Genomic DNA, 25,296 nt, shown 5'->3' with positions numbered 1-25,296 from the left:
GGGAAGTTGCGACTCCTTCAAGTAGTTATGCTCTTGAACGATTGACTTTCGTCATACTACGCGATCAGTTCCGGAATAACTTTGCCGCCGAATTGACTCAGCTGCTTGAATCGACCTGCATGATAGAACGTTAGCTTGTTGTCGTCTAAGCCCAACAAGCGAAGCAAGGTCACGTGAAAATCACGGATGTGATGGACGTTTTCTACGGCGTTCATGCCAGTTTCGTCGGTGGCCCCGATCGTGTGACCGGCGTTCACACCGCCGCCAGCCATCCAAAAGGTCATCGCGTGCGGATTATGATCACGTCCATATGCCGTGCCACCGCGGACACCGTTATCGGGCGAACGACCGAACTCGCCTCCCCACACGATTAGCGTTTCGTCGAGCAAACCGGTTCGCCTTAAATCGGCAATCAGGGCAGCGATCGGCTGATCCACCGCTTGAACCAGGTTGCCGTGGGCCCGCTCGATGTAGTCGTGACTATCCCAAGATCCGTGATAAAGCTGCACAAAGCGCACGCCTTGCTGCACCAGCTTACGAGCCAGCAAGCACTTCCGGCCGAAGGAGTCGGTTTGCTGCTTGCCGACGCCATACATGTCGAGGGTCGCTTGCGGTTCGTTCTTCAGATCGAGTACGCCAGGTACTTGCATTTGCATGCGGAAAGCTAGCTCGTAGTTTTCCATCCGGGCACCAAGTTCCTTGTGCCAGGGATGTCGCCTGTAATGTTCCTGGTTCAACTCAGCAATCAGGTCAAGATTCTTCCGCTGATGTTCCGGCGAGATACCTTCCGGGGGGAACAGATCGAGAATTGGCGATCCCTTGGGACGCAGTGGTGTGCCCTGGTAACTGGCCGGCAGGTACCCGTTGCTCCAGTTCGCTGCGCCCCCTTGTGGATAGCTGACCTCAGGCAACACGATGAAGCCAGGGAGGTTTTGATTGGCCGAACCGAGGCCGTACGTTACCCACGCGCCCATGCCAGGATCGCCGCCGAAACGGTTACCACAGTTCAGCTGGTACATTGCGGTCGGATGATTCACGCTATCGACCTGACAACCACGGTAAAAACAAAGTTCATCCGCGACGCCAGCCAAATGCTGCCAATTCTCAGCCATGTCGGCACCAGATTGGCCAGCTTGGCGAAACTTAAACGGGCTTTGTACGAAGTAGCGTTTGCCACTTTCCATGGCCGACTTCTGCTCGCCGCTGCGGAAGAACTCGTTCAGGTGCAGCTCGCTGAGTTTCGGCTTGGGATCAAATGTATCAATGTGCGACGGGCCCCCTTCCATCGTCAGGAAGATGCAGTTCTTCGCTTTAGCCGGCAAGTGCGCCGCTTTCGGGGCGAGCGGATCGCTACTTCCCGCTTCTTCGGCTGCCAACAACGAGCTGAACGCAATGCTTCCGAGGCTGGCTCCCAAGCCATACAGCAAGTCGCGGCGGCTTAGCGGTGGATTAGTAGACATAGACAAACTCGTTGGAATTTAGAACGGCAAGGCAGACATCGGCCAGGGCTCGCGTCTTCACGTCAACGTCTGACGGCTGCAGGTCGGGCACGAACTCTTGGTAGGCGTACAACGTTTCATCAAACGAAAACGGCTCGCCGGTGTTCTCTTCAATCGCATCGCGCCGGACAACCAGTGGTCGATCGGCCGGAATCACTTCTCGTTTGTTCTCGACCGCTTCCATCTGTTGCCAATGCTGGAGGCACAACCTACGCTCGCCGTCGGCCGCCGATCGTCCGTAAGCCAGGCGGAACAGTCGGTTGATCGCGGCTTCCCCTTGGTGTCCTTCTTCGAGCACGCGATGCGCCAAGGCAAGGGCTCGGCTGTAACTGGCTTGCCCGTTGAATAAGGCGAAGACTTGCGGAGTGACGGTCGACGCTGTTCGCATTTCACATGAAAAGTCTGGGGCCGGGGCGTTAAACACCTCGCGGAACGGATCTGGTAAGCCGCGGACCTTGAGGGCATAGATCGAACGACGATGCCGATCGACCGCAAGTGGATTCGGGGTCCAGGCAGCGGCGAACGTTCCCATGACTTGTCGTGGCTGAAGCGCCACTTCAAGATTGATCTCCGGCCGATTGGGAATTCCGCCCATCTGCGGATTCAGTTCGCCGGTAGCGTGAAGCATGGCATCACGGATCTCAGCAGCGGTCAACCTTCGCGGCTGAAACGCGGCGTAGCTGGTGGCAAGCGGGTCTTGCTCGGCAACCTTCTGCGGAGCAGGGTGCTGGCAACTACGACAATAGGCATCGCTGTTCATGATTCGCCGATGCATGGACTTAATCGACCAGCCTTCTTCGACGAACGTAGCGGCCAGCCAATCGAGTAGTTGCGGATGCGTCGGCCGCTTGCCGGTGCCACCGAAGTTATTCGGGTTGCCGGCGATCGGTTGCCCCATGTGCCACAACCAAATTCGATTAACGATTGCCCGCGTGGTGAGCGGGTTCGCGGGGCTGGCGACCCACTGGGCAAACTTATAGCGGCGACCTTCGATCGAGTCGGGAATGTCGCCGTGAGGGACACTCGAGAGAACGCTCAATATCCCAGGCGATACTTCCGGACCACTGGCAAAGGGATCACCACCGATCAGGATGCATGACTGTTCAAGTTCCCCATGCTGCAGAGGCTGTTTCGGCATCCGCTGAGGCTGATAGATCGCTTTGATATCTGGACTTCGGCCCGTGTAAACGGCCAGCGCGTACGGCTCGTAACGTTCCTCTTCCCAGCTCAGCCGCTGCAGCCCCTTCGTCGCGACGCGATCGTTGCCGAAGTCGGCGACCGTGAATCCAACACCCTTTGGTGGAATCTCTTCTTCCGGTATACGATGCTGCATCAGCACTTTGCGGGCGCCGTCGAATGACTTCTTGGCAGCGACCGCCTTGTTCCATTCCAAGGAATCGATCCCTTGCTCGGCATACCACTCGAGCGCGGCAACCAACTGTTTGGTGTTCAACTGATCGAGGGTCTCGCGGTATTCGCGACGACGCTGATCCAGGAATCGCTTTTCGTCGAACCCGTCGATGTTCTCCACGTCGAGAAAAGGTGCTTTCCGTTCTGCCAGCTGAGTGGTCGCGAAGACCGCTTGGATCGCGTAGTAATCGTGCGTCGGGACAGGATCGAACTTGTGATCATGGCACCTGGCGCACTGCAGCGAATGCGCCAGGAACGTTTCGCCGACACTGTTGGTTACGTCGTCTAGGAACCTTTGTCGGGCAATCCTGGGGACTTCCATCCCGGTCAGTTCCCACGGGCCCATCCGCAGAAAGCCGGTGGCGATGATCCCTTCCGAATCATCCGGCCGCATTTCATCGCCGGCGATTTGTTCGCGGACGAAAAGGTCGTAAGGCTTGTCTTGATTGAAGCTACGGATGACGTAATCGCGATATCGCCACGCGTTGCCTCGTTCGTAGTCGTTGGCGAAACCAGACGTATCGGCATAGCGGGCGACATCGAGCCAGTGCTGTGCCATCCGCTCGCCGTAATGAGGCGATGCCAGTAATCGTTCGATTACCTTGGCAAACGCTTTCGATTCGGAGTCGGGATCGTTGACGAACGCGTCGATCTCGTCCGGGGTGGGAGGCAACCCTAAGAGATCGAATGTGGCACGACGAATCAAAGTCGCACGGTCGGCACGCGGCGCAACGGAAAGCCCTGCGGGCAATTTTGTCTGGAGAAAGGCATCGATCGGCGTCGTCGCCTCGACTTGGGGTGGCTCCGGCTTCACCACCGGCTGGTAGGCCCACAGGGCTTCTGGTTTGTATTTCCGATTGGCCCATTCTTCGGAGAGGGCTCCAGTGGTCTCAACGGTGATGCCATCTTCAGCCGACCACTTATCGGCGTAACTTTCCTCGATCTCTTTGATTCGAGCTTCCTGCGGCCAAGGTGCTCCGGCGGCAATCCATTGCTGGAGCCAGGCGATCTGCTGCGGGCTCAGTTGTTCGGCCTCTTTCGGAGGCATGGCCGACCAGCTATCGTCGTCCCGTTTCACCGCCAACAGCAAGGGGCTTTCGTCGGGTTTGCCGGGGACAAGGCAAGGTTCGCCACTGTCGCCCCCGGCATGGGTCGCTTCAGCCGAGCGGAGATCGAGCCCTCCTTCAATTTCGTCCTCGTTTTGGCCATGGCAAGCCAAACACTTTTCGCTGAGCAGGGGGGCAATCCGCCGAACAAAAAGAACCTCGCCGTCCGTTTCCGCAGCCGAGATGGCATACGGAAAAGAGGCAAGCAAAAACAATCCCAAGCAGGACCCGTGTGCCAGCAATGCTCGTACGGTTACCGTCATACGATCCGCCGAATGGAGTGAAGGAAAAGGGGAGGAGGGAGACGTTCAGTATAGACCTCGCCGGATTCCTTGTCACGCTCGAACTGGCCGTCGCTAGGAACCGTTTTCCTTCTTGACTTCGGCGTGGTAAAGCTGGCGAATTTCGTCCAAATCGACAGTCGGTTCTGGGAACTTCATGTCAAACGATTCAAACGCGGCGACCAAGATGCGCGCCACGACCAGATTCCGAAACCACTTCCGATTCGAGGGGATAATGAACCAAGGCGCGTGTTCGGTACTGCAACGTCGCAAAGCCTCCTCAAACGCTTTGGTGTAGTCATCCCAGTATGGCCGCTCGGAGTAGTCGCTTTCGCTGATCTTCCAATTCTTGGCTGGCTTGTCCAACCGCTTCTTGAAACGCTCGAGTTGCTCTTCCTGGTCGATGTGCAAGTAGAACTTCAAGATGTGCGTGCCGTTCTCGTACAACATCTTCTCGAAATCGTTGATCTGCTGATATCGCTTCGACCAGACTTCTTTCGGAACGATATTGTGAACCCGCTGAACGAGGACGTCTTCGTAGTGCGAACGATTAAAAACGGTAATGTGGCCCAGGCCGGGCGTGACTTTGTGACAACGCCACAGGAAGTCATGTTCAGCTTCGTCCTTCGAGGGAACTTTGAAGCTTACCACGCGGCAACCCTGCGGATTCATCGCTCTGAAAACATGTCGGACGGTTCCATCCTTACCGGCAGCATCGCGTCCCTGCAGCACGACCAGTAGCGATCGCTTCCGTTCGGCATACATTTCGTATTGCAGATCGCGAATTCTTTCGCGAAGGTGAATCGTCTCTTGCTCGGCTTCTTGCCGTTCGTTGTGCAGCTTCTTGTGCGAAGGATCGAACTTGTTGAGATCGACTTTGCTGCCGGGCGTGACACGAAAACGTTCGTAATAATCCATCAAGCACCTCGCGGATTTCAAAGGGTGCGAAACCAATAGCTCCTTATGTTGTATCCGCTGCGGCGTGATTTCCCAATGCGGCAGGCGATTCCGTTGAGGTTTCGACAACCGAGTTAGCTGCGTGGTCCACACTTGCCTCGCGGGCTAAACGTTCCTCACGAATGAAGTACCAACCACTGACCAGTAACGCAACAAAGCCAATCATCGACAACGCCAAGGAAAAGTTTTGAAAGAAGAGTAGCCGCGATTGTTCTGCCTTCCATAAGTCTTTGTAGACTTGGATTGCCGTCGATCCGGTGTAGCCGAGCGAGTCGATCAGATAGATCGCGAACACGGAAGTTCCTGAAGCACGCGTCGCCGCGAAGATCCGATCGAACAGCACCGTGTAAGGTACGTACGCCAGGTAGGCCCCGAGCCCGACGAATATCATCCAAGCCAAGCCGCTCACCAGTTCCGCTTGAAACAACAGCGTCGTCCCTCCCAGCATGACGACACCACTTAACATGATTGCAAACGTCGCGACCAAGGCATGCCGGTTATGCCGAAAGAAGCTGAGCCCGGCCAGCGTCAAAGCAATGATCACCGCGCTGACTACCTCGACCTTGGTGAAGATTCCTGGCACGTCGGCCAGGCCAAGTTCGTGCAGAATATCGGCCGCGTAGTTGTCGCGAAAATCACGGAATGCCGTAAGCAGGACGTAAATAAAGCTCAGCAAGATCAAGCCCACTGAAAAGTGTGCCAGAAACGCCCATTGATCGTGCGTGGTCATTGCCGAACGGTGCGATCGTTCCCGCTGGTCGTTCAAATCTGGCTGGGGTAAGGCATCTAACAGCCAAGCCGAGATCACCAGCGGCGGTAAGAAGACAAGCCCCGTCCAAAACGGCATCCAAAATTGATCGACGTGGCCGAACTCCAGGATGCGCTGCCCAATATCCTTAACGGCTCCGGTGGCAAAGATGTACGAGCAACTGAGCGTTGCTACCATGATCTCGGTAGCACGTCGCCCTTCTAGGTAGCGCATCGCCAGGCCCCAAACCATGCCGAGTGGAAGGCCATTGGCAAAGATGGCAGCCACCTTCCAACCGCCAGGCAAGAGGGCAAATCCTAGCAGGGCAGCTTGGGCAAGGAAGATCAGTCCGATCGTTGCCATCAATAAGTTCTCGCGTTTCAACTGCGAGCAGAACTTGATGCCAATGTACTTCGACAGGGCATAACCGAGTAGTTGTCCGAGGACGAGTGCGGTTTTCAGTTCGATGCCAGTTTCGCCAAACGAAAGCCCTGCATAGGTCGCCACGGTAAACGGCTTACGAAAGGCGTACATGCAGAAATAGACAGCAAAGGAAGTGCTCGAGGCGAATAGGACGACCGCCCATGGGCTCGCTTTTTCCAATCGATCGTGCAAGGCACGACTACCGCGAAACGGGTTCATTGCAGTCGCCTTCTCTGTCGATACTCCGAAGGAGACATGCTGACCTCGCGCCGGAACGCGCGGCACATGACTTCCGGGGAATCGAAGCCGCAGCGCGCCGCGATCTCTGACATAGAAAGGACCGATCGTCCTAATAGTTGCTTCGCGGCATCTAAACGCACCGCCAAAATTTGCCGACTGGGAGAGATATCGAGATAGCGATCGAAAAGTTGTTCGAGCAAACGTCGTGACGTACCAGCATGTTCCGCCAGATCGGCGACTTGGATCGGACGGTGGTAGTTATCCCGCACAAATCGCAGCGCATGTACCAGTCGCTCATCGGGCAGTACGGTCCAGTCGGTCGATTGTGCCGAAATCACGTTGGTTGGCGAAATGGTAACCAACTCGCTTCCATCGGCCTGACCATGCATGATGCGGTCGAGAAGTTTTGCCGCATTGTGTCCAACGCTATGGGCAGCATTGTCGAGCATGGACAACTTGGGGCGGGTGATGCCGCTGGCCAGTTCGTCGTATTCCCCTGCCAGTACGGCGATGGCATCGGGCACACCGAGCCCGACCAACTTGGCGGCTTCGATCAGCTGACGAGACGTTTGCGTATCGATCGCCAGCACAGCACACGGTGTTGGCAAAGTCTTGAGCCAAGTTCCCAACTGACGAAGCTGATCGATCCAAGGTTGCTCGGGATCGATCTCGCGGGGAGGAAAGTTAAAACAGGGAAAGCCTGCGGTCGCTAAGTACTGAGCATAGGCTCGGCCGAATAAGTCGTCGTAATAATCGGGACGCCAAGGGGAACCGCAGTACGCAAAGTGGGTGTACTTCTTCTCTAGATAATATTTAGCAGCCAAACGACCGCTCTCTTCTTCATCCAGAGTACAGCGGGCAATAATCCCTTTGCCGTAGTCGTACCACGAGACATTTACACACGGGATGCCCGACGCGAGGATCTCGTCCGCTAAGAGCGGATTGTTGACCCTGGCGATGATACCGTCTCCATCCCAACCTTTAGGAATTCGGAGCGGTTCGAACTTGCCCCGTGGTTCAAGAAAGACGTTCCAAGGCTCGCCACACTCATCCAGGTAATCGGCAATTCCTCGTACCATCCCCGAGCCCCAGCCGGTGGAGGTTTCAATGAGGACGATGACGTTCTTCATACCACGTTTCCGAAGGTCCGCCCCCTGTGGGGAGTGTTCGCCACTGTGCGCATTTCGTCAGGCAACATGCCAACTATCAGCCGTCATTGTGACCGAATCACATTTCATTGGGGACCAGCGAGGTATTAATTAACGATATATTAACATTCTGTTACATGATTTACGAGGAAATCATGAAGTGCGCGTTTAATCAAGATCAATGCGCAAATCTCCGTGGACCAGCGCGCCAACGGTTTGCAAAATAGCGCTCGTCACGCCGGCATCCATGGCCGTGAATGGAACAGAAAAGAGCTGCTGGGTGCCTCGGGTGCCGGCGTGGTTCCGGTTTCATCTATCCGTTGAACGCTTTCCATCCTTTTGCCTGCTACTCGGAGAATTATTGTCATGTCTCGAACGAGAAGATCGTCCGGCTTCACCCTCGTCGAGTTGCTGGTAGTGATTGCCATTATCGGCGTCCTGGTTGGCCTGTTGCTGCCGGCCGTCCAACAAGCCCGCGAGGCCGCCCGGCGGATGCAGTGCACCAACAACATGAAGCAGCTTACGTTGGCGACGCACTTGTACCACGACATTAATCACGCCACGCCGCTGCACATGCATCGTGCCGCGCATGATTACGGCTCCGGTACCTCCGGCAACTTGTCTTGGTACTTCGGTATCTTGCCAAGTGTGGAAGAGATCGCGGCGTTTGATTTCGTTCCGTCCGAGCTGACCGGATCAGGTTACTCGTGGAGCGGTTTGGTCGACGGTAGTACCGAGCTGGGAAAGATTGCTCGCGTTCCTATTGAAACGTTTGTTTGCCCAAGCGAAAGCGTCACCAACAGCAACGTGTCCGGGCTGGCTAACTTCAATTACGTCGCCAATGCAGGTCCCCCGCGTCAGTTGAGTTTGCCGATTGGTGGCACGAGCTCCTCGTCGCGCGGTTACATCTCGCACTCGCGAATGTCGAGTCAGGGACCAGGCACGGCGAACTGCCAAGGACAATGGCTCGCCGGGTCGAACCATACCGTTTCGTTCAAAGACCTGACCGACGGGCTTTCCAACACGGCGGCGATGAGCGAATCGCTGGTCAACGATGGCCAAGGTAATCATCCTGATAAGCGACGTAACCTGTACTACACCGGCTCGGGCATGATTCAGCAGCCTGGCACGAACATTCGTGACGTAGTCGCCGATGGTTTGGCCAATCACGTGAACTGGAGCGATTGGAGTCAATACAAAGGACTCACCTGGTTGTATACCAGCAGCTGGGAGAAGCACCTTTACAACCATGTGTTCCCTCCCAATACGATCTCGATCCCTGGCTATAACACCGATTGGTTCCGCTGCAGTGAGGCGGATGGTGCGATCACGCCGTCGTCCAATCATCCTGGCGGCGTACAGGTTTCACTAGCCGACGGTTCGGTTCGCTTCATCCCCGATACGATCGATATCGAGGCTTGGTGGGCGCTTGGTTCGTCCAATGCCGGCGATATTGTTGGTCAGTTCTAAATCGATGTATCCGTTCTACCTGCGACAACATGACAGGTTGTCGCAGGGCCACCTAATGGTTGCCACGCGTCTATCACTTCCTTCTATACCAACGGCCACGATCATGAACGCTGCCAAAGAATTTGTTTCCTGGGGAGAATTCCTCCTGTTCGCCGGTCTACTGGGATGTATCTTGGGCGTGATTGGCTGTGGATATCAAAGCACGGCCCTCAACGACCGAATGAAAGACTTCCAATATTCGGCCGAGTCACTTGGCAAGGAAATGGTAACTCGTTTGAAGACGGCTCACATCGGAGAGATGCGAAAGAAGCCATCGGCCAACTCACGCTCTTCGAAGGTAAGTCAAATGGAGGCCGATCGTGGCGGGGACGGCAATCGCCCAGATCCCAACAGTGTGCAAGCGATCGCCAGCGACTGCGCGGCGAAAGTGCGTCACGTTCAATCGCTTGGCGAAGGGGAGGGGATCGCCGCAGCGATAATTGCTCAGGTCAACGGCGCCAGTGAAATCAAAGAAGACATTCGCGAGGCGTTCGCGACGTCGTTGAAAGAAGAACTCGGGCCGGACGCTTCTTAGCACGCATGTAAGTCGCCCACAGTTTTCTCAACCGCAGGCGTTACAGTGCCCTTTGATCAACACTTCGCCAAGTGCCCCTGGAAGCTCTTGCCCGGGGTCGTCTGGCACAAGCTCGACGTGAAAGCCAGACAAGCAGGTAACCTTGCCGCAATCGACGCACATGAAATGCGGATGTCCAGAATTGCCTTGGGCATCTTGCGGCAAGAGTTCGAACCGACGCACCGAGTCTCCTAAGTCTAAACGAGCCACCAAGCCCGATTCGTCCAGTTCCGTCAATGAACGATAAATCGTCGACTTATCAAAACCGAACTCGGCTAAGTTATCGGCAACTTCCATCGGACTAAGTGGTGTCTGGTGATCACCTAGCGTCTGAATTACGGCGATGCGAGCCGCAGTACAGCGTAGGCCGGCCGACCGCAACAAAGTCTTGGCGGCTTCGATCGAGAACTGTGCGTTGCGATTACGTGCCATCTGCGAACCATACAATTGAACGAAATAGTTCCTCCAAGAATATCGCACTTGCAACCTACTTGCAACTGCGAGCCCGCCCGATATGTGCCAACAGGCCTCCGTTCGCAGATGCCGAAATTATGAATTTGTCTCGCGGATCCATCTAAATCGACTCAAGCCAAGGAATGTGGGAGATAGCCCCTTGAGCGATTCGCGCCGCTAATGCAGATTGGGCTTTTGCCACAAAAACGGGGGAAGGTGCGTGCATGAAGGTTTCGATTATCGGTGTCGGCAAGGTGGGCGTTACGCTGGGATATGCCATGGTGATGAAGAACCTGGCCAGCGAACTGGTCCTGGTTAGCCGCAGCGCTGGTCGGACGCGGGGTGAAGCCCTAGACTTGCAGCATGCGGCCGCGCTCTCGCCAGGTCGTGTGGCGGTTCGCTCTGGCGATATCGAAGCAACGAAGAACTCGCAAGTGGTGATCCTGGCATTGGCCGAGTCAGCAGATAAAGGTGGGAATGCCAAAGATCGCCTGGCTTCGGCTGAGCCGAACGCGAAACTGTTTCAGTCGGTTGTCCCTAAGGTGGCCGAACTGAGCCCCGACGCGATCTTGCTGATTGTTTCCAATCCGGTCGATGTACTGACGTACGCTACGCTCAAGCTCTCGGGCTTTCCTCCTCACCGCGTGATCGGGACCGGCACATTGATCGATAGTGCTCGGTTTCGTTCGTTGCTCTCGGCCCATTACAACATCCACTCGGACGACATTCGGGCTTATATCTTAGGTGAGCATGGCGATTCGCAATTTCCTGTTCTAAGTGCCGTCTTTGCGGGTGGTTGGCATATGGGTCAAGATCCGGTGGTCAAGCAATCGTTCGAGAAGACGCTTAGCGTTGCGCCGGAAGTCTTTCTAGCGAAGGGGTACACCAACTTCGCTGTGGCAAGCGCGGCCGCGATGATTCTGGAAGCGATTCGCGACAATTCGCATCACACGATGCCGGTATCGACGCTGGTCCAGGGATATTACGGAATCGAAGACGTTTGCCTCTCTCTCCCGGCCGTGATCGGACGCACAGGGATCGCACAAACGTTACAAATCGCGTTGAACGAGGAAGAACAAGCGCAACTTCATCACTCGGCTCGCCAGTTAAGCGCAGTCAATTCGAGCCTGCAGTCGTGTTGGTAAGAGACGAATCATTAACAACACGCGGACTGGCACTGCCTAACCGTTACAACCACTACCAATTTCGGTGATAGGTCACCGATGGCTCGCGGGCAACCGCGACCATTCGTCCAGATCCGTAATATGCTTTAGGCATGAACGCAGAAACTTCTCCATCCCGCGCGTCCGCGCTGATCTGGCCGAGGATGCCGGACTCTTATCTCCTTGCTCGCGAGAAAAGCACCGTGATTGCCACCAACCAAGAAGCCTTCGAGTATTTGTACGATCGCTGGGGTCTCGTATCGGTTCAGGTCATGATCAGCGCCGTGGCGGCTTATGGAGCCGACACCGGTAGCGTTCAAGTCTTGACCCTCCTGACCGGCACCAGTGAAACGGTTAGCCACGAAGAAGAAAAAGCCCTGGTGCGTGCGATGCACTACGTGGAGGAGAACTTGTCAGCTTGGCAAGAGCAACGTGTGATCGCAATGCCTGACGGCCAGACACTGACCATCGATGCGGCATTGGTCGCAGAAGATTAGTCCGCAGGTGGTAAGCGATCGAAACATTCCGCGAGAGCAATGTAGTCGCACGCAACCCACGAAAACGGTAGCGACGCGAAATCAAGATTTCCGTCGCTGCTCCAAAGCATAAACGCATCGCCTTCGTGCCAGTCGACGGGAAAGATCCTCGTCACCTCCGCGAACGCATGTTCTTGCGTGGAAGCCATCTCGACGCTGAGCTGTATGTCGTACACCTCTGCAATCTTCCAATAGGGCTGAACCACTTCGACCTTCGTGCGGCCCAATCTTACTAAGCGATCGCGGAACTTCTGGGTACTCATGTGCGCATATCTTTCTAGATCCGTCGGAGTGAAAGCTCGGAAACTCAGAAGTGCTCTTGGATTGAGCTTGCTCGTATCTGCAGCTAGTATCATTTGAAATTCCATTTTTCACGAAATCAGGAACCGAAAATTGCTTCGCCGCGTCCTTCTGTCTTTCGGCTTGGTTGTCTTGCTGGTCGTCTTGGGAACTTTCACTGGCGCAATCGATTGGTCGGGATGGGAGGTACTCTTGTCGCTCCAGTGGCAAGATTCAGGCGGCGATCTGGGTGCCGACCTAGTCACCCATCGAGTATTCCTGCGGCTTCCGGTGATCGCCTTCGCTGCAATGGTGCTGGTATCCACCGCAGTATTCACCATGCTGAGCTCTGTCTTAATTAGGACACGAACGAACCCTTCCGATCCTGATACGAAATAAGTTTCCTCATTCGAGCATCCGTGGTATCGTAGCGGTCTCCTACCTCGATCGCTCCCGCCTCCTCGGATCACTCGCAATGCGTCTATTTGCTCAACTGCTGTCTGGCTGTTTGCTCCTCTCGATCTTCGCCCCAACTTTGGCTCAGATGCCTGAACGCCAATTTGGGCCGCCTCTGGCAGGCACTCGTCCGCTGGAAATGGATGACGATATCGCCTCGAAATTGGTCGACGGGGTCGATCGATTTCTATTGCAGCAGACCGAGCTCGCCGCTCAACAGCGAGAAACGTTTTGGCAGCGCGATACCAAGTCAGAAGCCGCCTACGAGAAGTCAATCGCGAAGAAGCGCGCTAAGCTCGGGCACCTACTCGGTGTGCGTGATCCACGGCACGAAACGATTCAATTCCAGCGTAGCACCGCGATCGATCAGCCAGCGATCCTTGCCACTTCCGACACGTTCGATGTGCTGGCGGTTCGCTGGCCAGTGTGCGGTGAGATCGAAGGCGAGGGATTGCTATTGCTACCTAAAGGAGAAATCCGCGGCAATGTGATCGCGATTCCCGATGCGTCGCAAACGCCAGAACAACTCGTTGGCTTGGAAGAAGGTATCCCAGAAATTGATCAATTCGCACGACGATTAGCGGAAAACGGAATCCGTGTGATTGTACCAACCGTGATATCGCGTGAGCGGGGTCTCTTGCAGTTTGCGGGACCGCGGCAAAGCCAATTGCCAGGTCGCGAACTCTTGTACCGCTCCGCATTTGAACTTGGCCGCCACTTGATCGGCTACGAGGTGCAAAAGGTACTTGCAGCAGTCGATGCGTTTGAGGCAGCTAACGAGTTGCCGATTGGAGTGATCGGCTACGGGGAAGGTGGGCTACTCGCGTTTTATTCGGCGGCTCTCGACACGCGGCTGAAGTCGGTCGCCGTGAGCGGTTACTTTGGACCGCGGGAAACGCTTTGGCAACAACCGATTGATCGCAACGTATTCGGCCTTCTCAACCAGTTCGGCGATAGCCAAGTCGCCTCGATGATCGCCCCCCGCACGTTAATTATCGAGGACGAACACTTTGCGACGGATGACATCCCAGGCCAGCATGGTTCCGCCCCGGGAAAGATCGTGGCTCCCGAGCGAACGGAAGTGGTCAAAGAGTGGAAGAAGGCTCTCGACGTCGTAAGACCGCTGACCAATGAGACTTGGTCGACGATTAACGGGTCACCCCAGGACATACGTTTTGGCAAAGAGATCACTTTGCTGTCGCTTCTCGAAGGCCTGCCCGCAAAGTTCGATCTTAAACCACCGGGCAAGTTGCCGAAGTATCAGGCCAATCCGATCGATCCCACCGCCCGCATGGTGCGGCAGATGCAGCAGATCGATCAATTCAATCAGCGTTTACTCCGCGAAAGCACGTATGCTCGTAAAGCGTTCTTCCAACCCGACACCTCATCCTTGGAAGCGTTCGAGGAGAGTGTTGCGCCGTATCGGGAAACATTCGCCCAGGAAACCATTGGCCAGTTCGATTTACCTCGGCTGCCCGCCAATGCCCGTAGCCGACAAGCTTATCGAACGGACCAATGGACAGCCTACGAAGTGGTGCTGGACGTCTTTCCTGAGGTTATCGCATACGGTCTACTCATTCTTCCCAACGACTTGAAAGAAGAAGAGCAGCGTCCAGTTGTCGTCTGCCAACATGGACTTGAAGGGCGACCTCGCGACCTGATCGGCGAAGAGAAGCATGCCGCTTACAAGGCATATGCCGGAAAGCTGGCCGAGCGAGGTTTCATCACCTTTTGTCCGCAAAACTTGTACATCTTCACCGATCGTTTCCGCTCTCTTCAACGGAAGGCGAACCCGCTGGGCAAGACGCTATTTTCAATCATCATTCCGCAGCATCAGCAGATTGTCTCTTGGCTTAAGGAGCAGCCATTTGTCGACCCCGAACGAATTGCCTTCTACGGCCTCAGTTACGGGGGCAAGTCGGCGATGCGGATTCCACCGTTAGTCCCCGAATATTGTGCCGTGATTTGCTCGGGGGACTTCAATGAATGGATCGATAAGAACGCGTCGACTCGCAACCCGCGTAGTTACATTTGGACGGGCGAATATGAGATTTTCGAGTTTGATTTAGGGAGCACGTTTGGCTACGCGGAAATGGCCGGACTAATTGCACCGCGGCCCTTCATGGTCGAACGTGGGCATTTCGACGGGGTCGCGGACGATGAGACGGTGGCTTACGAGTTCGCCAAGGTTCGCCACCTTTATGCCGCTCGGCTCCATCTACCTGATCGCTGCGAGATTGAATGGTTTGATGGTCCCCATACGATCAACGGCGAGGCAACCTTTGACTTTCTGCATCGCCATTTGAATTGGCCTAAACCGGAGTAACCGCGACCTACCACTCCGGAAGCCACATGAGTCCCGTGACGTAAGGAGAGACTTGGACAGGTCGATCACGCTCAAAGAATTCGCTGACCTCCCAGACCGGTTCTCCTTCGTGGTGCAAGCGAAGTGCCCGATAAGTGAATCGAACTGGCTGATATTGCCAAATGATCCCATCCTCTTGCTTCGTCGCTTCGATCCGCACAATTAGCTCTGGATCGGTTCCGTTGTCCCACACAAACGCAAACAACGCTCCGTCGCGTTCCTGTGTCGAATCCTTGTATCGATAGATCGGCTGAGCCAACATTCGTAGCCTGTTCTTTTGATCACGATGATCCATCTCGGCACTGAATTGCCGAGCCAGGGCGCGCATTTGTGCAAGACGACGGGCTTCATTGGGTGCCACCGGGCTCGCCTCAGGAAAGCTCTTGAAGGCGAGGGCCGTTACGTCTGGATTCCAATTTTTTCCGGGGAAACCGACAAATTTCATCGGCTCGATTGGCTGTGGCTTTAGCAAGTGAAATTCGGTGAACTGCGTTTGAACGCTATTAAAGGGAAGCGACCCCAGCGTTCCAATCGCTGCGAGCCGCTGATCGGTATCTTCCCAAACGTAGACCGATCCGAAAATGTTTCCTTCAATCGAGAATCGCATCAGGGGCGGCATTACCACCTTGAACGGTTTACTTGCCGACTTCTCTTTCATCTCCAGCGACACTACTTGCTTATCGAACTTGTCGAACCACACTTTTGCGCGGGTCACTTCTTCGTTTACAGGCTCCTTCGTCTCGTCTTCCTGAGCGTTGGCTACGCTTACAAGAAGAAACGCGGCCAGACACCATGCGGGCACGGTAGTACGAAGAAATAGCTGACGGGACAACCTGGGCATCACTGGGGTCTCCTCAACAAGATTCGTTGTGCACGGTAGCCATCCATATTCGACTCGAATTGGATGGTTACCTCGGGGCGCACGCCAAACGGGTTAATGGGGGTTTCCTCGACTGACGCGTCATCGTTCGACGCCGCCTCATCTTCATTCGGCTCCTCGTCCTCAGCGGCGATTTCTTCCGTTACATCTTCGTCATCCTCCGTGACTTCCGGGTCTTCGACGACCACCGGTAAGTAGGGCAACTGCACTTCCTTCCCTCGACCGTCCCCATTGTCTTCTAGTTGGGCATGCTCGGTCTGCAACCGGTCGAGTGTTTTGAATGTGGCATCGATTTCGAGGTTTACGGAAAGATAAAGATCGAGCAGCGAAAGAGATCGATCTTTATCGACGTCTTCCAATTGATAATAGTCGCCACTCCCTGCCAGGTGACTGGCCAACGCGTACGGCATTTCCGTGCCGGTGAACTCAGCATCAGCCTCGGTGGCAGATACGATCACACGAGTATCATTTGAGAGCGGTTTGATCCAAAACCCACTGACTGGCATGGTCACCCAGAAGACTTGTTCCTGGCACTGAATCACCTCGGCCCACTGAGCGAACTCTGCTTGATGAAAGTCAGGTCCAGCGACGTTGAACTTGCTTTCGAGTCCGTATAAATGCGAATGCCCCAAGAGGAATACCCAACATCCATCACGACGTTGCGCCAAGCCACCAAGTTCGCTGAGCGTGGCGGGCATAGTTTCCTTGGTACAAATCCCTACGTCGATCGCTTCATTGGCGAGGTCGTTTTTCATCGTCTCATCACCGGCGAGGATGCGGATCTGCTCTGGCGAAGCGCCAAGAGTCGTCTCGGCTCCGCTTATCAGCTGACGACAAGCCTTTGTTAGACGCACGCGATGTTCGTCGTCCCCTGGCAAACCGCACGCAATCAACACCCATCGCTTAGGCAGGTCAACCTTCGTTTCCTCCGCGGTCTCTTGTGCATGAGCGAATGTAGCAACACAAACGAAGGAAACGAAAACGATCGCTGACAACGGGTGGCATAGATGAAATCGCATTAGCCTGTTTTCCTTCATGGCGACTTTTGTAAAGGTGAGTCTTGGCACAATACGAGCGATGAGACATGGTGTTTCGGTATTTGCCCGAGAAGGACTCCTGTCGTTAAGTCAGTGATATGGCCCGTCCATCGCACGGAGTACCAACCTCCTGTCGTGGAGGGAACAACCACGGCCGTACCGATCGGCGGCGACACATTGAACTTGGGGCGAAGAGTTTGACTGTCAACAACGAACAATTGTTGCGGTTGGCCGAGGTCTTCCCATGCCCCGCATAGGATTGCCAGCGACTGGCCATCGTTAGACAAGCGAACCGATTGAACCGAAGAAGAAGTTTCAGCCCACGTGGCGAGGACCTGGCCGGACTGAACATCCCACCGCATCACCGAGCCAGCTTCATCGGCAGAGAAAAGGCCTGCTTTCTCGTGATAGGCTACGCTCGTCACGGGGGCAGGGTGCAAACCAATCAACGAAACCGGCATGGCGGCGGCCAGGTCCCAAAGTCGCAACTGTCCCTCCTGATTGCCGATCACAACACGCTTGGTTGCGGCGATCTCGGCGACCGAAGTTAGCTCCTCCGTCTTGAATTGCAGCGTCTTTCCGTCCGCTGTCATGAAGCGTACCCCTTCATCTGCGTCTGCCACCAATCGCGCTCCTGGCAGCGAGAGCGACACGTCCGCCCAGCGTGTTTTCGGACGACTATTCCAAAATCCTTCCGGTTCTGGTGGCAAATCGAGAGGCTCGGCAGTATGGTTATTCGCCGGTCTTGTTGAATCTGATTTCAACTGGTTGAGGTTGGAATCGGAATCGCGTGTCGCAACCACGTTCGTCGGCAAAGGCAGCGGACGGTAGAGCTTAACGATCGGGTGCAACACACAAAGCATCAGACAAGCCATGCCGAACCAAGTACGAAAGCGGCGTGCTTGTTCGATTGGTCGGCCACCTTTCATGATCAGGTGCAAGCGTTCTTCCAGCGTATAAGTTGGCTGCATCCCGCTAGCCAGTCGCACCATCCCCACTTCGTACTCACTGATGAAGTCGACCACCTGTAACAAGGCTTCGGCATATTGCCTTGGTGACGCTTCCAGCATCCGGACTGCCCAGGCATCGCAACAGGCTTCTTCATGGCGTTCTAATTGACGGCGAGCGAAATAGACCAACGGAAACCACCAGTACAACGCCGTGACCGACCATTCGAGCCACCGCACCCAATGATCGCGGCGGTGGTAGTGAGCCGTTTCGTGGGCAAGGAACGCGTTTCGCTCCTCTTCATCGAATGCATCCCACAAAGAATCAGGGCAAACGATGTAAGCTCGGGTTCCCCACCCGAACAGCATCGGCGACACTCGCATGGGAACTCGCAACACTTGCGGACATCGTGGCGGCGAAGTGCTACCACGTGCCCTAACGAGCAAACCCCTTACGAATCCGGTCGCTGCTTCATCGACGGTACCGTGGCGTCTCAGCAGCCGATAAAAGCGGATTAGCTTGACACAACCTCGAACCGCAATCCAAAGAAAACCCATCAACCAAACGCCAACCAACACATACGACCAATGGATTGGCATAGTCCAATTCCAACTAGTTGCTGGAGTTGCGGCCGGTAGATCTGTGTGAGCGCTGCGATTGGAACGAGCAGAACTGGTTTCTTCACCACTGTGAGCGACCGTAGCCGTTTCGCCCGCGGTGACTGCTTTGTTGTCGAACTCAACGACGGCGAGTTCGGTCGGCCACCAAGTCTCAGGGAAGGGGAGTGGCACCGTTACTAACGGCGGCGTAATCAGTTTAACGAACAGCAACAACCACAACGTATGCGCAAGCGTTGCCTGGCGACCATTACGGCCAACCAGCCAAGCCAGGCTGCCGATCAGGCAGGCCATGACCAAGTTGCTTGCGATTAGTTGGCCCCAAAAGCTCATTTGCTATCCAGATCGTCCAGAAGTTTACGAAGACTCTTCCGCTGTTTCGCGTTAAACTTGGCCGACTTCACCAAGTGCGTTAGCAAACTGTTCAACGTTCCATCACACAGCTCGTCGGCAGTGGCCTGCAAACGTTTGCTGATCAAGTCTTCACGCTTGATTGCCGCTTGAAACAAGTGAGGCCACTCGTCTCGGTTGCGTTTGATGCATTCTTTGGCTTCCAGCCGCGCGACCAGCTTTTGCACGGTGGCAATGTCAGACGCACTGGTCGATCCATACAACCAACCTGACAACTCTTTCAAGGTGGCCGACTGGTGCTCCCACAGTTGTTCTAAAATCGCCAACTCCGCGGCGGTGACATCCTTCGAAGGCTTAAGCATCCGATAATCCTCTAGTTGGTAACCGAACGTGATCCGGTATTCCGCAAGTTAGGTCTCGATCGATCGCATCTGGCACGATCTCTGTTTTCTTTGATTAGGCCAGTCCTGTTACGCGCCGCCAAAACCATTCGGTCGACAGGAGGCCTATTAAGCTTAACCATAACCACCAGTGGCTCCATGCGGGAGTGACATCCCTCCGTGGGAGCCCTTCGATTAGCTGGCGTGTTCGCAGCAGTTCGGCCAGTTGGCTGGGATCGGTCAACACTTGCCCCCCGGATACGGCAGCCAACCGTTTGAGTAAATCGTGATTGGGAAGTGGGTTTTGTTGCTCGAAGGGATCACTGAGGATCTGAATGGCCAACGAGGTGCTATCGACTTGCGTTCCGTGTCCAAAAGCGGATTCCGTCTCGGCTCCTTCATACGCGGTTAACTCGATCCGCAATCCGCTATCGACTGCGTCTGTCATCTCGCTAAGCAGCAGATCAAGTCCATACCCATCGGCGGTCTTCCCACGAGTTAGCGGCAACTCTTCCCCCCAAGCAACATGCGAACCGACTTCGCCGCTTTCGCGAACGACGTTGTCAGGCCAAAGTACAGGGGAATAAAGGGAAAGATCATCGAGCGAATCAGGTTCGAGCATAGCCCACAACCGATATTTGGTGGACGGACGCGCGGCTTCATCAAACGCGGTTGCGAAGATCGATATGGTCTCGCCAGGACGATAAAACTGCTTGTCGGCGCTGGCAACCAAACGACGACGACCAGTCGAAGAACCCTCCGTCGCCCAATACACCAGGTTGCGCCATAACTTCGAAGCAACTCGCTCTGGCTGAGGACCCCAGCGGTCGGCTAGGTCGATCAGCGAACCTCCACCTAAGCTGGCCGTGGAAACGATCACTCGTCCGCGGCCCGCTCGGTGTGCCATTAACACGGCCGCTCCCGATTCGGATTCTTCCGCGAGCACATCCGCGGTCGACTTGACGCGGTAGCCCATTCCTTGAATGGACAAGGTTGGCAGCAGACCTAACAGTTGATCGTTGAGGGCCTTCTCAAGCCGCAATCGCCACACAGGATGATTGGGCCGCGTCGCGGTGACCGCGGCTGCCCGAAGGCCGATCGGACGAGCTTCTTCCAGCAGCACAGGTAACAGTGGAAGTAAGGGAGACTCGTTCCAAAGCTGTGGGTTGAGGGCCCCCCCACCGGTGACGATCAAACCGCCGCCTCGTCCTTCGATCCACTGCGCCATCCATTGATTCTGCTCTTCGGTCAGCATGTTCGGGCCAACATTGCTGAAGATCACGCAGTCGTAGGCGAACAGCTCCGCCCTTGTGCGGGGGAACACAACGTCTTGCGGATTGCTGCCCACAGCAACCGTTCGTGGGGTGCTGCCACCGCTGGAACTGAACGCGACGCACTCGATGTCAACATCTTCTTGCAGAGCAGCGCGAACATTCAACGCACTGGAGGTTGTCGAATTGGATTGAAAGAATCCGCCGAACAGATTATTCAAACTAGCCGATTGTTCCCCTTCGACGTAAAGCACGCGGACCTTTGTACGATCAATCTCGACGCGCGTCTTTACTTTATTGTTGCGATCGGTCAATTCTCCATCAATCGGGTCGATGACCACCTCCAGATCTTCGGGGCGGTCGTTCATGCGGAAGGTAATCGTCGCGGCTTGGGCTCCTCCGCTGAGAGTGATCGGTACAGTCGCCAGTGTTTTTGCTGCCGTACCGTTAAGAGTATCACGACTCAGCACACGCACCATCGTTCGTTCGCCCGTAAAGCCGTAGCTCCGGAGGAATACCTGAACCTGATTTTCGGTGAACTTGTTGACGCGCGGCGGAACCACCAACGAGACAATCGCAATATCGCCAGCCCCAGAAGAATGACCGATCGGTACCACATGAATCGGCACCTTGGCTTCGCCACAGATTTCTGCCAGCCTTTCGACCGCTTCCGATCCACGAACGCGACCATCGGAACAAAGGACGATCCCTGCGGCCGAGCGAGCTTGAACTTGAGGGAGTAATTGCCGCAGGGCATCTCCCAATCGGGAATCGCTCGCGGAAGGAGGAGCGATTCGATTGCCACCACCGTTTCCTTCGGGCAACGAAGCACGATCGATCAACGAAAGTGAGCTGTCCGCCGTTCTTACTGAATTATCGACCAGCGGCTGGAGACGATGCCCGAAGCGGAACGCTTGGAGATTACTCCGATTCGACTGGCCGGCGGCCGATTCCGCTTCGTCGAGAAATCGCAAACTCTCTTCCCAGCGAGTTTGCTCGTTGCCAAGCTGCATGCTTTGTGATCCATCGAGAAGATAGATCATGTTCGGCCGACTCACCTCGCCGGGCTCTTCATCGACGACCGTCGGCCCCATTAGAATCAAGAATATGATCGCCAGGGCGCAACCTCGCAGAATAAAAAGGCCAACCTGATCACGAACCTGGGAAGGACCTGAAACGAGTCGAAGCACAAGCCACATCGCTACACAAACGAGTACAATCGCCAATATGCCATAGCCCGACACAGCCGGCATCCAAGACAGGTATGTTTCGCCGACAAGTAGGAAGCGATCACATATCATGGTTGCCCTCCTTCGCTTTCCACAGCGCTCGCTTCCCCTGCCAAGACACGCAAATAGTTATCGACGGCTTGCTGATACTCTGGCGGAACGGAGATGTCGCGATCGGGAACGATGTCTTGCAGGATCATTTCCTGAATGCGTGCTTGAATCTCTTGTATCACCAGCAAAACCCGTCCCCGGGCATGTTGCGCTCTGGCAGGGTCAAATTGACTGGCCATCATCCCGCCCCCAGGTGCATCCCCTTCGCCGGAGCTGCCTTGTTGCTGTAACATCTCAGCCAGTTCCTGCAGGCCCTCGTCTTGTAACTGACGCTGCAGTTGAGCGACGCCCGCTTTGGCTTCTGGTGTCAACTCACTCTCCTGTTGTGCGTCTTCATTTTGTTGACCACCACCTTTTCCCTTCCCCATTTGCTGGGCCAAGGAAGATGCGTTTTGTTCCAGCTGGCGTAGCCGAGCCAAACGCGGTTCGACCATCTGACGGAACAACTGATCGAGTTGAATTGCCACTTCGGCGTATTGAACCGCCCGGTCGTAGGCCTCCTTAGAGCGTGGCTCTCTTTCATCAGCAGTAACTTCCTCGTCGAGTAGGTCACCACTTGCCTTTTGGCTGTCGGTCAACAATTGCGAAAATTCGTTCTCCTCAGCAAAACGTTGGAGCTGATCGTTCACTTCGCCTGTTTCGGCATCTCCAAGTTCGGCGGGCGCATTGAGGACATCCTCGATCGTTTCTACGCGACGTTGCAGTTGGCGGGCACGACTCGATACCTCATCACTCGGCTGACTGCCGTTCTGTGACTCACCATCCTCCGAATTACGTTGTTGCGGCGTGGGTTGAAGCTGATCGGAGAGGCCGTTCTCGAGATTGGCCAAAGAGGTCGTTAAATCGCGTATCGAGGCAATTCGGTTCACCGCCTCGTCTGCCGACAGGGCCTTCAGTTGCACGCCTATCTCAGCCAATTGCTGGCTCGCCTGTTCGGCTTCGCCTGGGTAGGAATCTAACTCAGCATCACGTGCTTGCGTTGCCAGACTATTCATACCGGATTGGGCTTCCTTCATGCGATCGGAAAACAACTTCGAGCTGTTCAACCGCTCAGAGAGCTCCTGTTCGATGGCCTTGACGCGTTCTAATAGGTCGATTTGGTCGGCGTAGAGTGACTCCAGCTGCTCTTCGCGTGTCGGTTCGGCGTCGGTTGAGGTACTCTTGGTTGCTTCCGTCGCGTCGGCGGTGCCACCGCCTGCTTGTTGAGTGGGTTGATTCAACTGCTTGGCACGGGTTGCCAATTGTGCTTGTTGTTGAGCTATCTTTTCCAACGTATCGGCGATTTCTCGTTCCGTTGTTGGGCGATCCCGACGCAGCTTCTGTCTTAGTTGTCGTGCGAACTGTTGCATGGCGGCCTGTTGGCTACGGGAGCGATTCTTCATGATAAGCAGCTCGACTGTACGTCGTGCTTCGGCGAGCGATCGCAGCGCGTCCTCCTGCTGAACCAAGGCCAAATCGAAATTGGCGGCAGCTAGGGAGTCGGAGGCTTGCAGCATAGTCGCTTCCGCTTGATTAAGAGCCTCGACGTCGTCGTTACCACGCGAAACAAGAAATTCGACGAGAAAGCGAGTTAAGCCAGCTAGTTCGCTTTGATTCTCTACCAAACGGTCAATTGTCCGCAGTTCGCTGGCCAGCTCTTGCCCCGTTGCTTTCGTCAGCCGCCGGGTTCGATTAATCATGAACCGCTGGCGCCGGATGATTTCATCCAGCTGAACGATTAGGCTACCACCGCCATTCTGCGCGGCGGGGTCTAGTTCGATCTCCGAGTAGAACTGTCGCAGAGGACGAATATCGATATAGCGAACATCGCTCTCAATCCGCATCGGATTCGGTTGTCGGTTGTCGATCGCGTAAGCATAGTAACTGATGTAGTCTCGTTCGGTCAGCCCAAGTGTTTCGAGGGGTAAGATCTCTTCCAGGCGTTGACGAGTGGTCGGAGGTGAACCCGCCTCTTCCGATTCGGACGACCAAAAAGCGAACTCGTATTCTTCTTCTCCACCAAGCTGGAACAGGATACCTGCCTCTCTGATTCCATAGTCATCGGACACCAGTAAATGCATGGGAACCTCCGCTAAGGTCGACACGCGGAGTTCTTGAGTTGGCTCACGCCAGACGAGCGTCGGGGGCTGATCGGCTCGTACGCGAAGTCGCCCTGAGACTGGCTTCATTGGCGTCTCGTCACTTCCGCTGCCCGAGAACTGCCAGGTCAGCGTTTTGCTACTGGGCAAAGTGAATGTCCATTGACGTCGATCGCCTGACACGCTAGTGGCATCGATAGATGGAGTCTCTTCGCTATTAATCAACAGCTTAGTAATCTGTAGCGGATGATTGGTTTCGATGACGACGTCAACTTGCGATTGTTCCAGTACGGTGGCGTCGCTGGCGGCGAATGTCCGAGACTCTAGCTGCGTATAAGCGGGAGGCTGAACGGTGGTTGTCACCCGAACGGCTTCAATTCGGGGGCGAACTTCGATCTGAAACACATCGGTCGCGCCGACGCTGGTGACGAACTGATATTCTGTCGGGCGGGATGCGGAACCGACATGCACGCTGAACAGAGCCGGGTCGTCTTCGGTGGGTGATAACTCCAATTCCGTCCAGGGTTGATCACCACTCTCCGCGGACGATTCGCCTGCGGCCTCGAAGGGGAGCGTGCGATAACGCAAAGCGACGTCACGATCGATACGACCTTTCAATCGAAGCGCGACCTCAAGCGGTAAACCTTCTAAGATGCTGTCGTTGCCAGGTATTACCTGGAACGTGGTGTAAGGGACATCCTTGCCAGCAGCGCGCAGCATGGCCGTATGCCACTGGTCACCGGCCACATACAAAAACGATGCAGCGACTGCCATCATAATGCAAAGGGCCAGGCTCAAGAGCAGTTTACGAATGGGAAGAATTCGATCTGGCGTCGAAGTCTCCCAGCGGCCAAGCGTCTGATGGCCAAGGGCGGCAAGCATTACCGACGGTCCGTCTACGCGTCCTTCAACCGTATCGAGCACAGTACGGATTCGTTGACCAAATTCTTCAAAAGATGTTTCCAGAAGCGTGGCGAATGTTCGCTTTCTCGTCTCACGTAGGACGCGATAGGTTTGCCAGACGAAGCCCAGCAAGACCATCGCAAGCGCTACTCCACCCACAATCTGCCGCGTTTGTAGCGACAGCTCCCACAGGTAGTCGCACCCCCCAAGCACCATCCAAGTCGCCAATAACACAGCGACCGTCACCAACAAGACGATGCCTAATCGCACCGACATATGGCGTCGACGGAGCGTATGAAAACGCTGCGATAACTTCATCAACACGGCAGGTGCGTTCATCGGAT

19 protein-coding genes are annotated in these 25,296 nt (G+C 55.3%); 6 read left to right on the top strand and 13 right to left on the bottom strand.

Annotated elements, in window-relative coordinates:
- Positions 1-56: 56 nt before the first annotated feature.
- The 5 genes from C5Y83_RS06725 to C5Y83_RS06705 all read right to left on the bottom strand — a co-directional run bounded on the left by C5Y83_RS06725 (position 57) and on the right by C5Y83_RS06705 (position 7,794).
- Positions 57-1,460, bottom strand: coding sequence for a DUF1501 domain-containing protein (locus tag C5Y83_RS06725; protein WP_105328884.1), 1,404 nt, complete (start codon positions 1,458-1,460; stop codon positions 57-59).
- Positions 1,450-4,224, bottom strand: a complete 2,775-nt coding sequence (locus C5Y83_RS06720; RefSeq protein ID WP_233207127.1) for a PSD1 and planctomycete cytochrome C domain-containing protein — start codon at positions 4,222-4,224, stop codon at positions 1,450-1,452. The genes C5Y83_RS06725 and C5Y83_RS06720 overlap by 11 nt, the downstream gene beginning before the upstream one ends.
- Positions 4,225-4,371: 147 nt before the next feature.
- A complete protein-coding gene (locus C5Y83_RS06715; RefSeq protein WP_105328882.1) occupies positions 4,372-5,214 on the bottom strand; it encodes a polyphosphate kinase 2 family protein in 843 nt (280 codons plus the stop codon).
- A 43-nt stretch (positions 5,215-5,257) separates the two neighbouring features.
- Entirely contained in the window at positions 5,258-6,643 is a 1,386-nt protein-coding gene (locus C5Y83_RS06710) for a DUF5690 family protein (protein ID WP_105328881.1), read from the bottom strand.
- Positions 6,640-7,794: a xylose operon transcription regulator XylR gene (locus tag C5Y83_RS06705; protein WP_105328880.1), complete on the bottom strand. Its 1,155-nt coding sequence runs from the start codon at positions 7,792-7,794 to the stop codon at positions 6,640-6,642. The genes C5Y83_RS06710 and C5Y83_RS06705 overlap by 4 nt, the downstream gene beginning before the upstream one ends.
- Positions 7,795-8,178: 384 nt before the next feature.
- Between C5Y83_RS06705 and C5Y83_RS06700 the strand changes: the two genes are divergently transcribed.
- Positions 8,179-9,282 (top strand): DUF1559 domain-containing protein, encoded by a 1,104-nt coding sequence (locus C5Y83_RS06700; protein WP_105328879.1) that lies wholly within the window; start codon positions 8,179-8,181, stop codon positions 9,280-9,282.
- Between the two features lie 103 nt (positions 9,283-9,385).
- Positions 9,386-9,856: a hypothetical protein gene (locus C5Y83_RS06695; protein ID WP_105328878.1), complete on the top strand. Its 471-nt coding sequence runs from the start codon at positions 9,386-9,388 to the stop codon at positions 9,854-9,856.
- A 27-nt stretch (positions 9,857-9,883) separates the two neighbouring features.
- Here the strand turns inward: C5Y83_RS06695 and C5Y83_RS06690 are convergent, their stop codons facing one another.
- On the bottom strand, positions 9,884-10,327 hold the full coding sequence (locus C5Y83_RS06690; protein ID WP_105328877.1) for a Fur family transcriptional regulator: 444 nt from the start codon (positions 10,325-10,327) through the stop codon (positions 9,884-9,886).
- A 245-nt stretch (positions 10,328-10,572) separates the two neighbouring features.
- Between C5Y83_RS06690 and C5Y83_RS06685 the strand changes: the two genes are divergently transcribed.
- Positions 10,573-11,493 (top strand): malate dehydrogenase, encoded by a 921-nt coding sequence (locus C5Y83_RS06685; RefSeq protein ID WP_105328876.1) that lies wholly within the window; start codon positions 10,573-10,575, stop codon positions 11,491-11,493.
- Positions 11,494-11,675: 182 nt separating this feature from the next.
- The gene (locus C5Y83_RS06680) at positions 11,676-12,008 is read left to right on the top strand and encodes a hypothetical protein (protein WP_105328875.1); all 333 of its coding nucleotides are present in this window, start codon (positions 11,676-11,678) and stop codon (positions 12,006-12,008) included.
- On the opposite strand, the gene C5Y83_RS06675 is transcribed toward C5Y83_RS06680, so the two are convergent.
- On the bottom strand, positions 12,005-12,310 hold the full coding sequence (locus C5Y83_RS06675; RefSeq protein ID WP_146117673.1) for a hypothetical protein: 306 nt from the start codon (positions 12,308-12,310) through the stop codon (positions 12,005-12,007). The two genes, C5Y83_RS06680 and C5Y83_RS06675, sit on opposite strands and share 4 nt — an antisense overlap.
- Positions 12,311-12,440: 130 nt before the next feature.
- Here C5Y83_RS06675 and C5Y83_RS06670 point away from each other — a divergent pair, with 130 nt between their 5' ends.
- A complete protein-coding gene (locus tag C5Y83_RS06670) occupies positions 12,441-12,725 on the top strand; it encodes a hypothetical protein (RefSeq protein WP_105328873.1) in 285 nt (94 codons plus the stop codon).
- A 76-nt stretch (positions 12,726-12,801) separates the two neighbouring features.
- Positions 12,802-15,108 (top strand): dienelactone hydrolase family protein, encoded by a 2,307-nt coding sequence (locus C5Y83_RS06665; RefSeq protein ID WP_105328872.1) that lies wholly within the window; start codon positions 12,802-12,804, stop codon positions 15,106-15,108.
- Between the two features lie 7 nt (positions 15,109-15,115).
- Here the strand turns inward: C5Y83_RS06665 and C5Y83_RS06660 are convergent, their stop codons facing one another.
- The 6 genes from C5Y83_RS06660 to C5Y83_RS06635 form a co-directional block, all read right to left on the bottom strand.
- Positions 15,116-15,988 (bottom strand): hypothetical protein, encoded by an 873-nt coding sequence (locus C5Y83_RS06660; protein WP_105328871.1) that lies wholly within the window; start codon positions 15,986-15,988, stop codon positions 15,116-15,118.
- The gene (locus C5Y83_RS06655) at positions 15,988-17,046 is read right to left on the bottom strand and encodes a hypothetical protein (RefSeq protein WP_105328870.1); all 1,059 of its coding nucleotides are present in this window, start codon (positions 17,044-17,046) and stop codon (positions 15,988-15,990) included. The genes C5Y83_RS06660 and C5Y83_RS06655 overlap by 1 nt, the downstream gene beginning before the upstream one ends.
- Positions 17,047-17,060: 14 nt before the next feature.
- Entirely contained in the window at positions 17,061-18,962 is a 1,902-nt protein-coding gene (locus tag C5Y83_RS06650) for a M56 family metallopeptidase (RefSeq protein ID WP_105328869.1), read from the bottom strand.
- Positions 18,959-19,342, bottom strand: a complete 384-nt coding sequence (locus C5Y83_RS06645) for a BlaI/MecI/CopY family transcriptional regulator (RefSeq protein ID WP_105328868.1) — start codon at positions 19,340-19,342, stop codon at positions 18,959-18,961. Before C5Y83_RS06645 ends, C5Y83_RS06650 begins: the two co-directional genes overlap by 4 nt.
- Positions 19,343-19,436: 94 nt before the next feature.
- The gene (locus C5Y83_RS06640; protein ID WP_105328867.1) at positions 19,437-21,932 is read right to left on the bottom strand and encodes a vWA domain-containing protein; all 2,496 of its coding nucleotides are present in this window, start codon (positions 21,930-21,932) and stop codon (positions 19,437-19,439) included.
- On the bottom strand, positions 21,929-25,291 hold the full coding sequence (locus C5Y83_RS06635; RefSeq protein ID WP_105328866.1) for a DUF4175 family protein: 3,363 nt from the start codon (positions 25,289-25,291) through the stop codon (positions 21,929-21,931). Before C5Y83_RS06635 ends, C5Y83_RS06640 begins: the two co-directional genes overlap by 4 nt.
- Positions 25,292-25,296: the final 5 nt, after the last annotated feature.

It is taken from the genome of Blastopirellula marina (assembly GCF_002967765.1).
Taxonomy (GTDB): domain Bacteria; phylum Planctomycetota; class Planctomycetia; order Pirellulales; family Pirellulaceae; genus Bremerella; species Bremerella marina_A.
The sequence above is the reverse complement of the archived record's forward strand: the minus strand, read 5'-3'. Positions and strand labels throughout refer to the sequence as shown.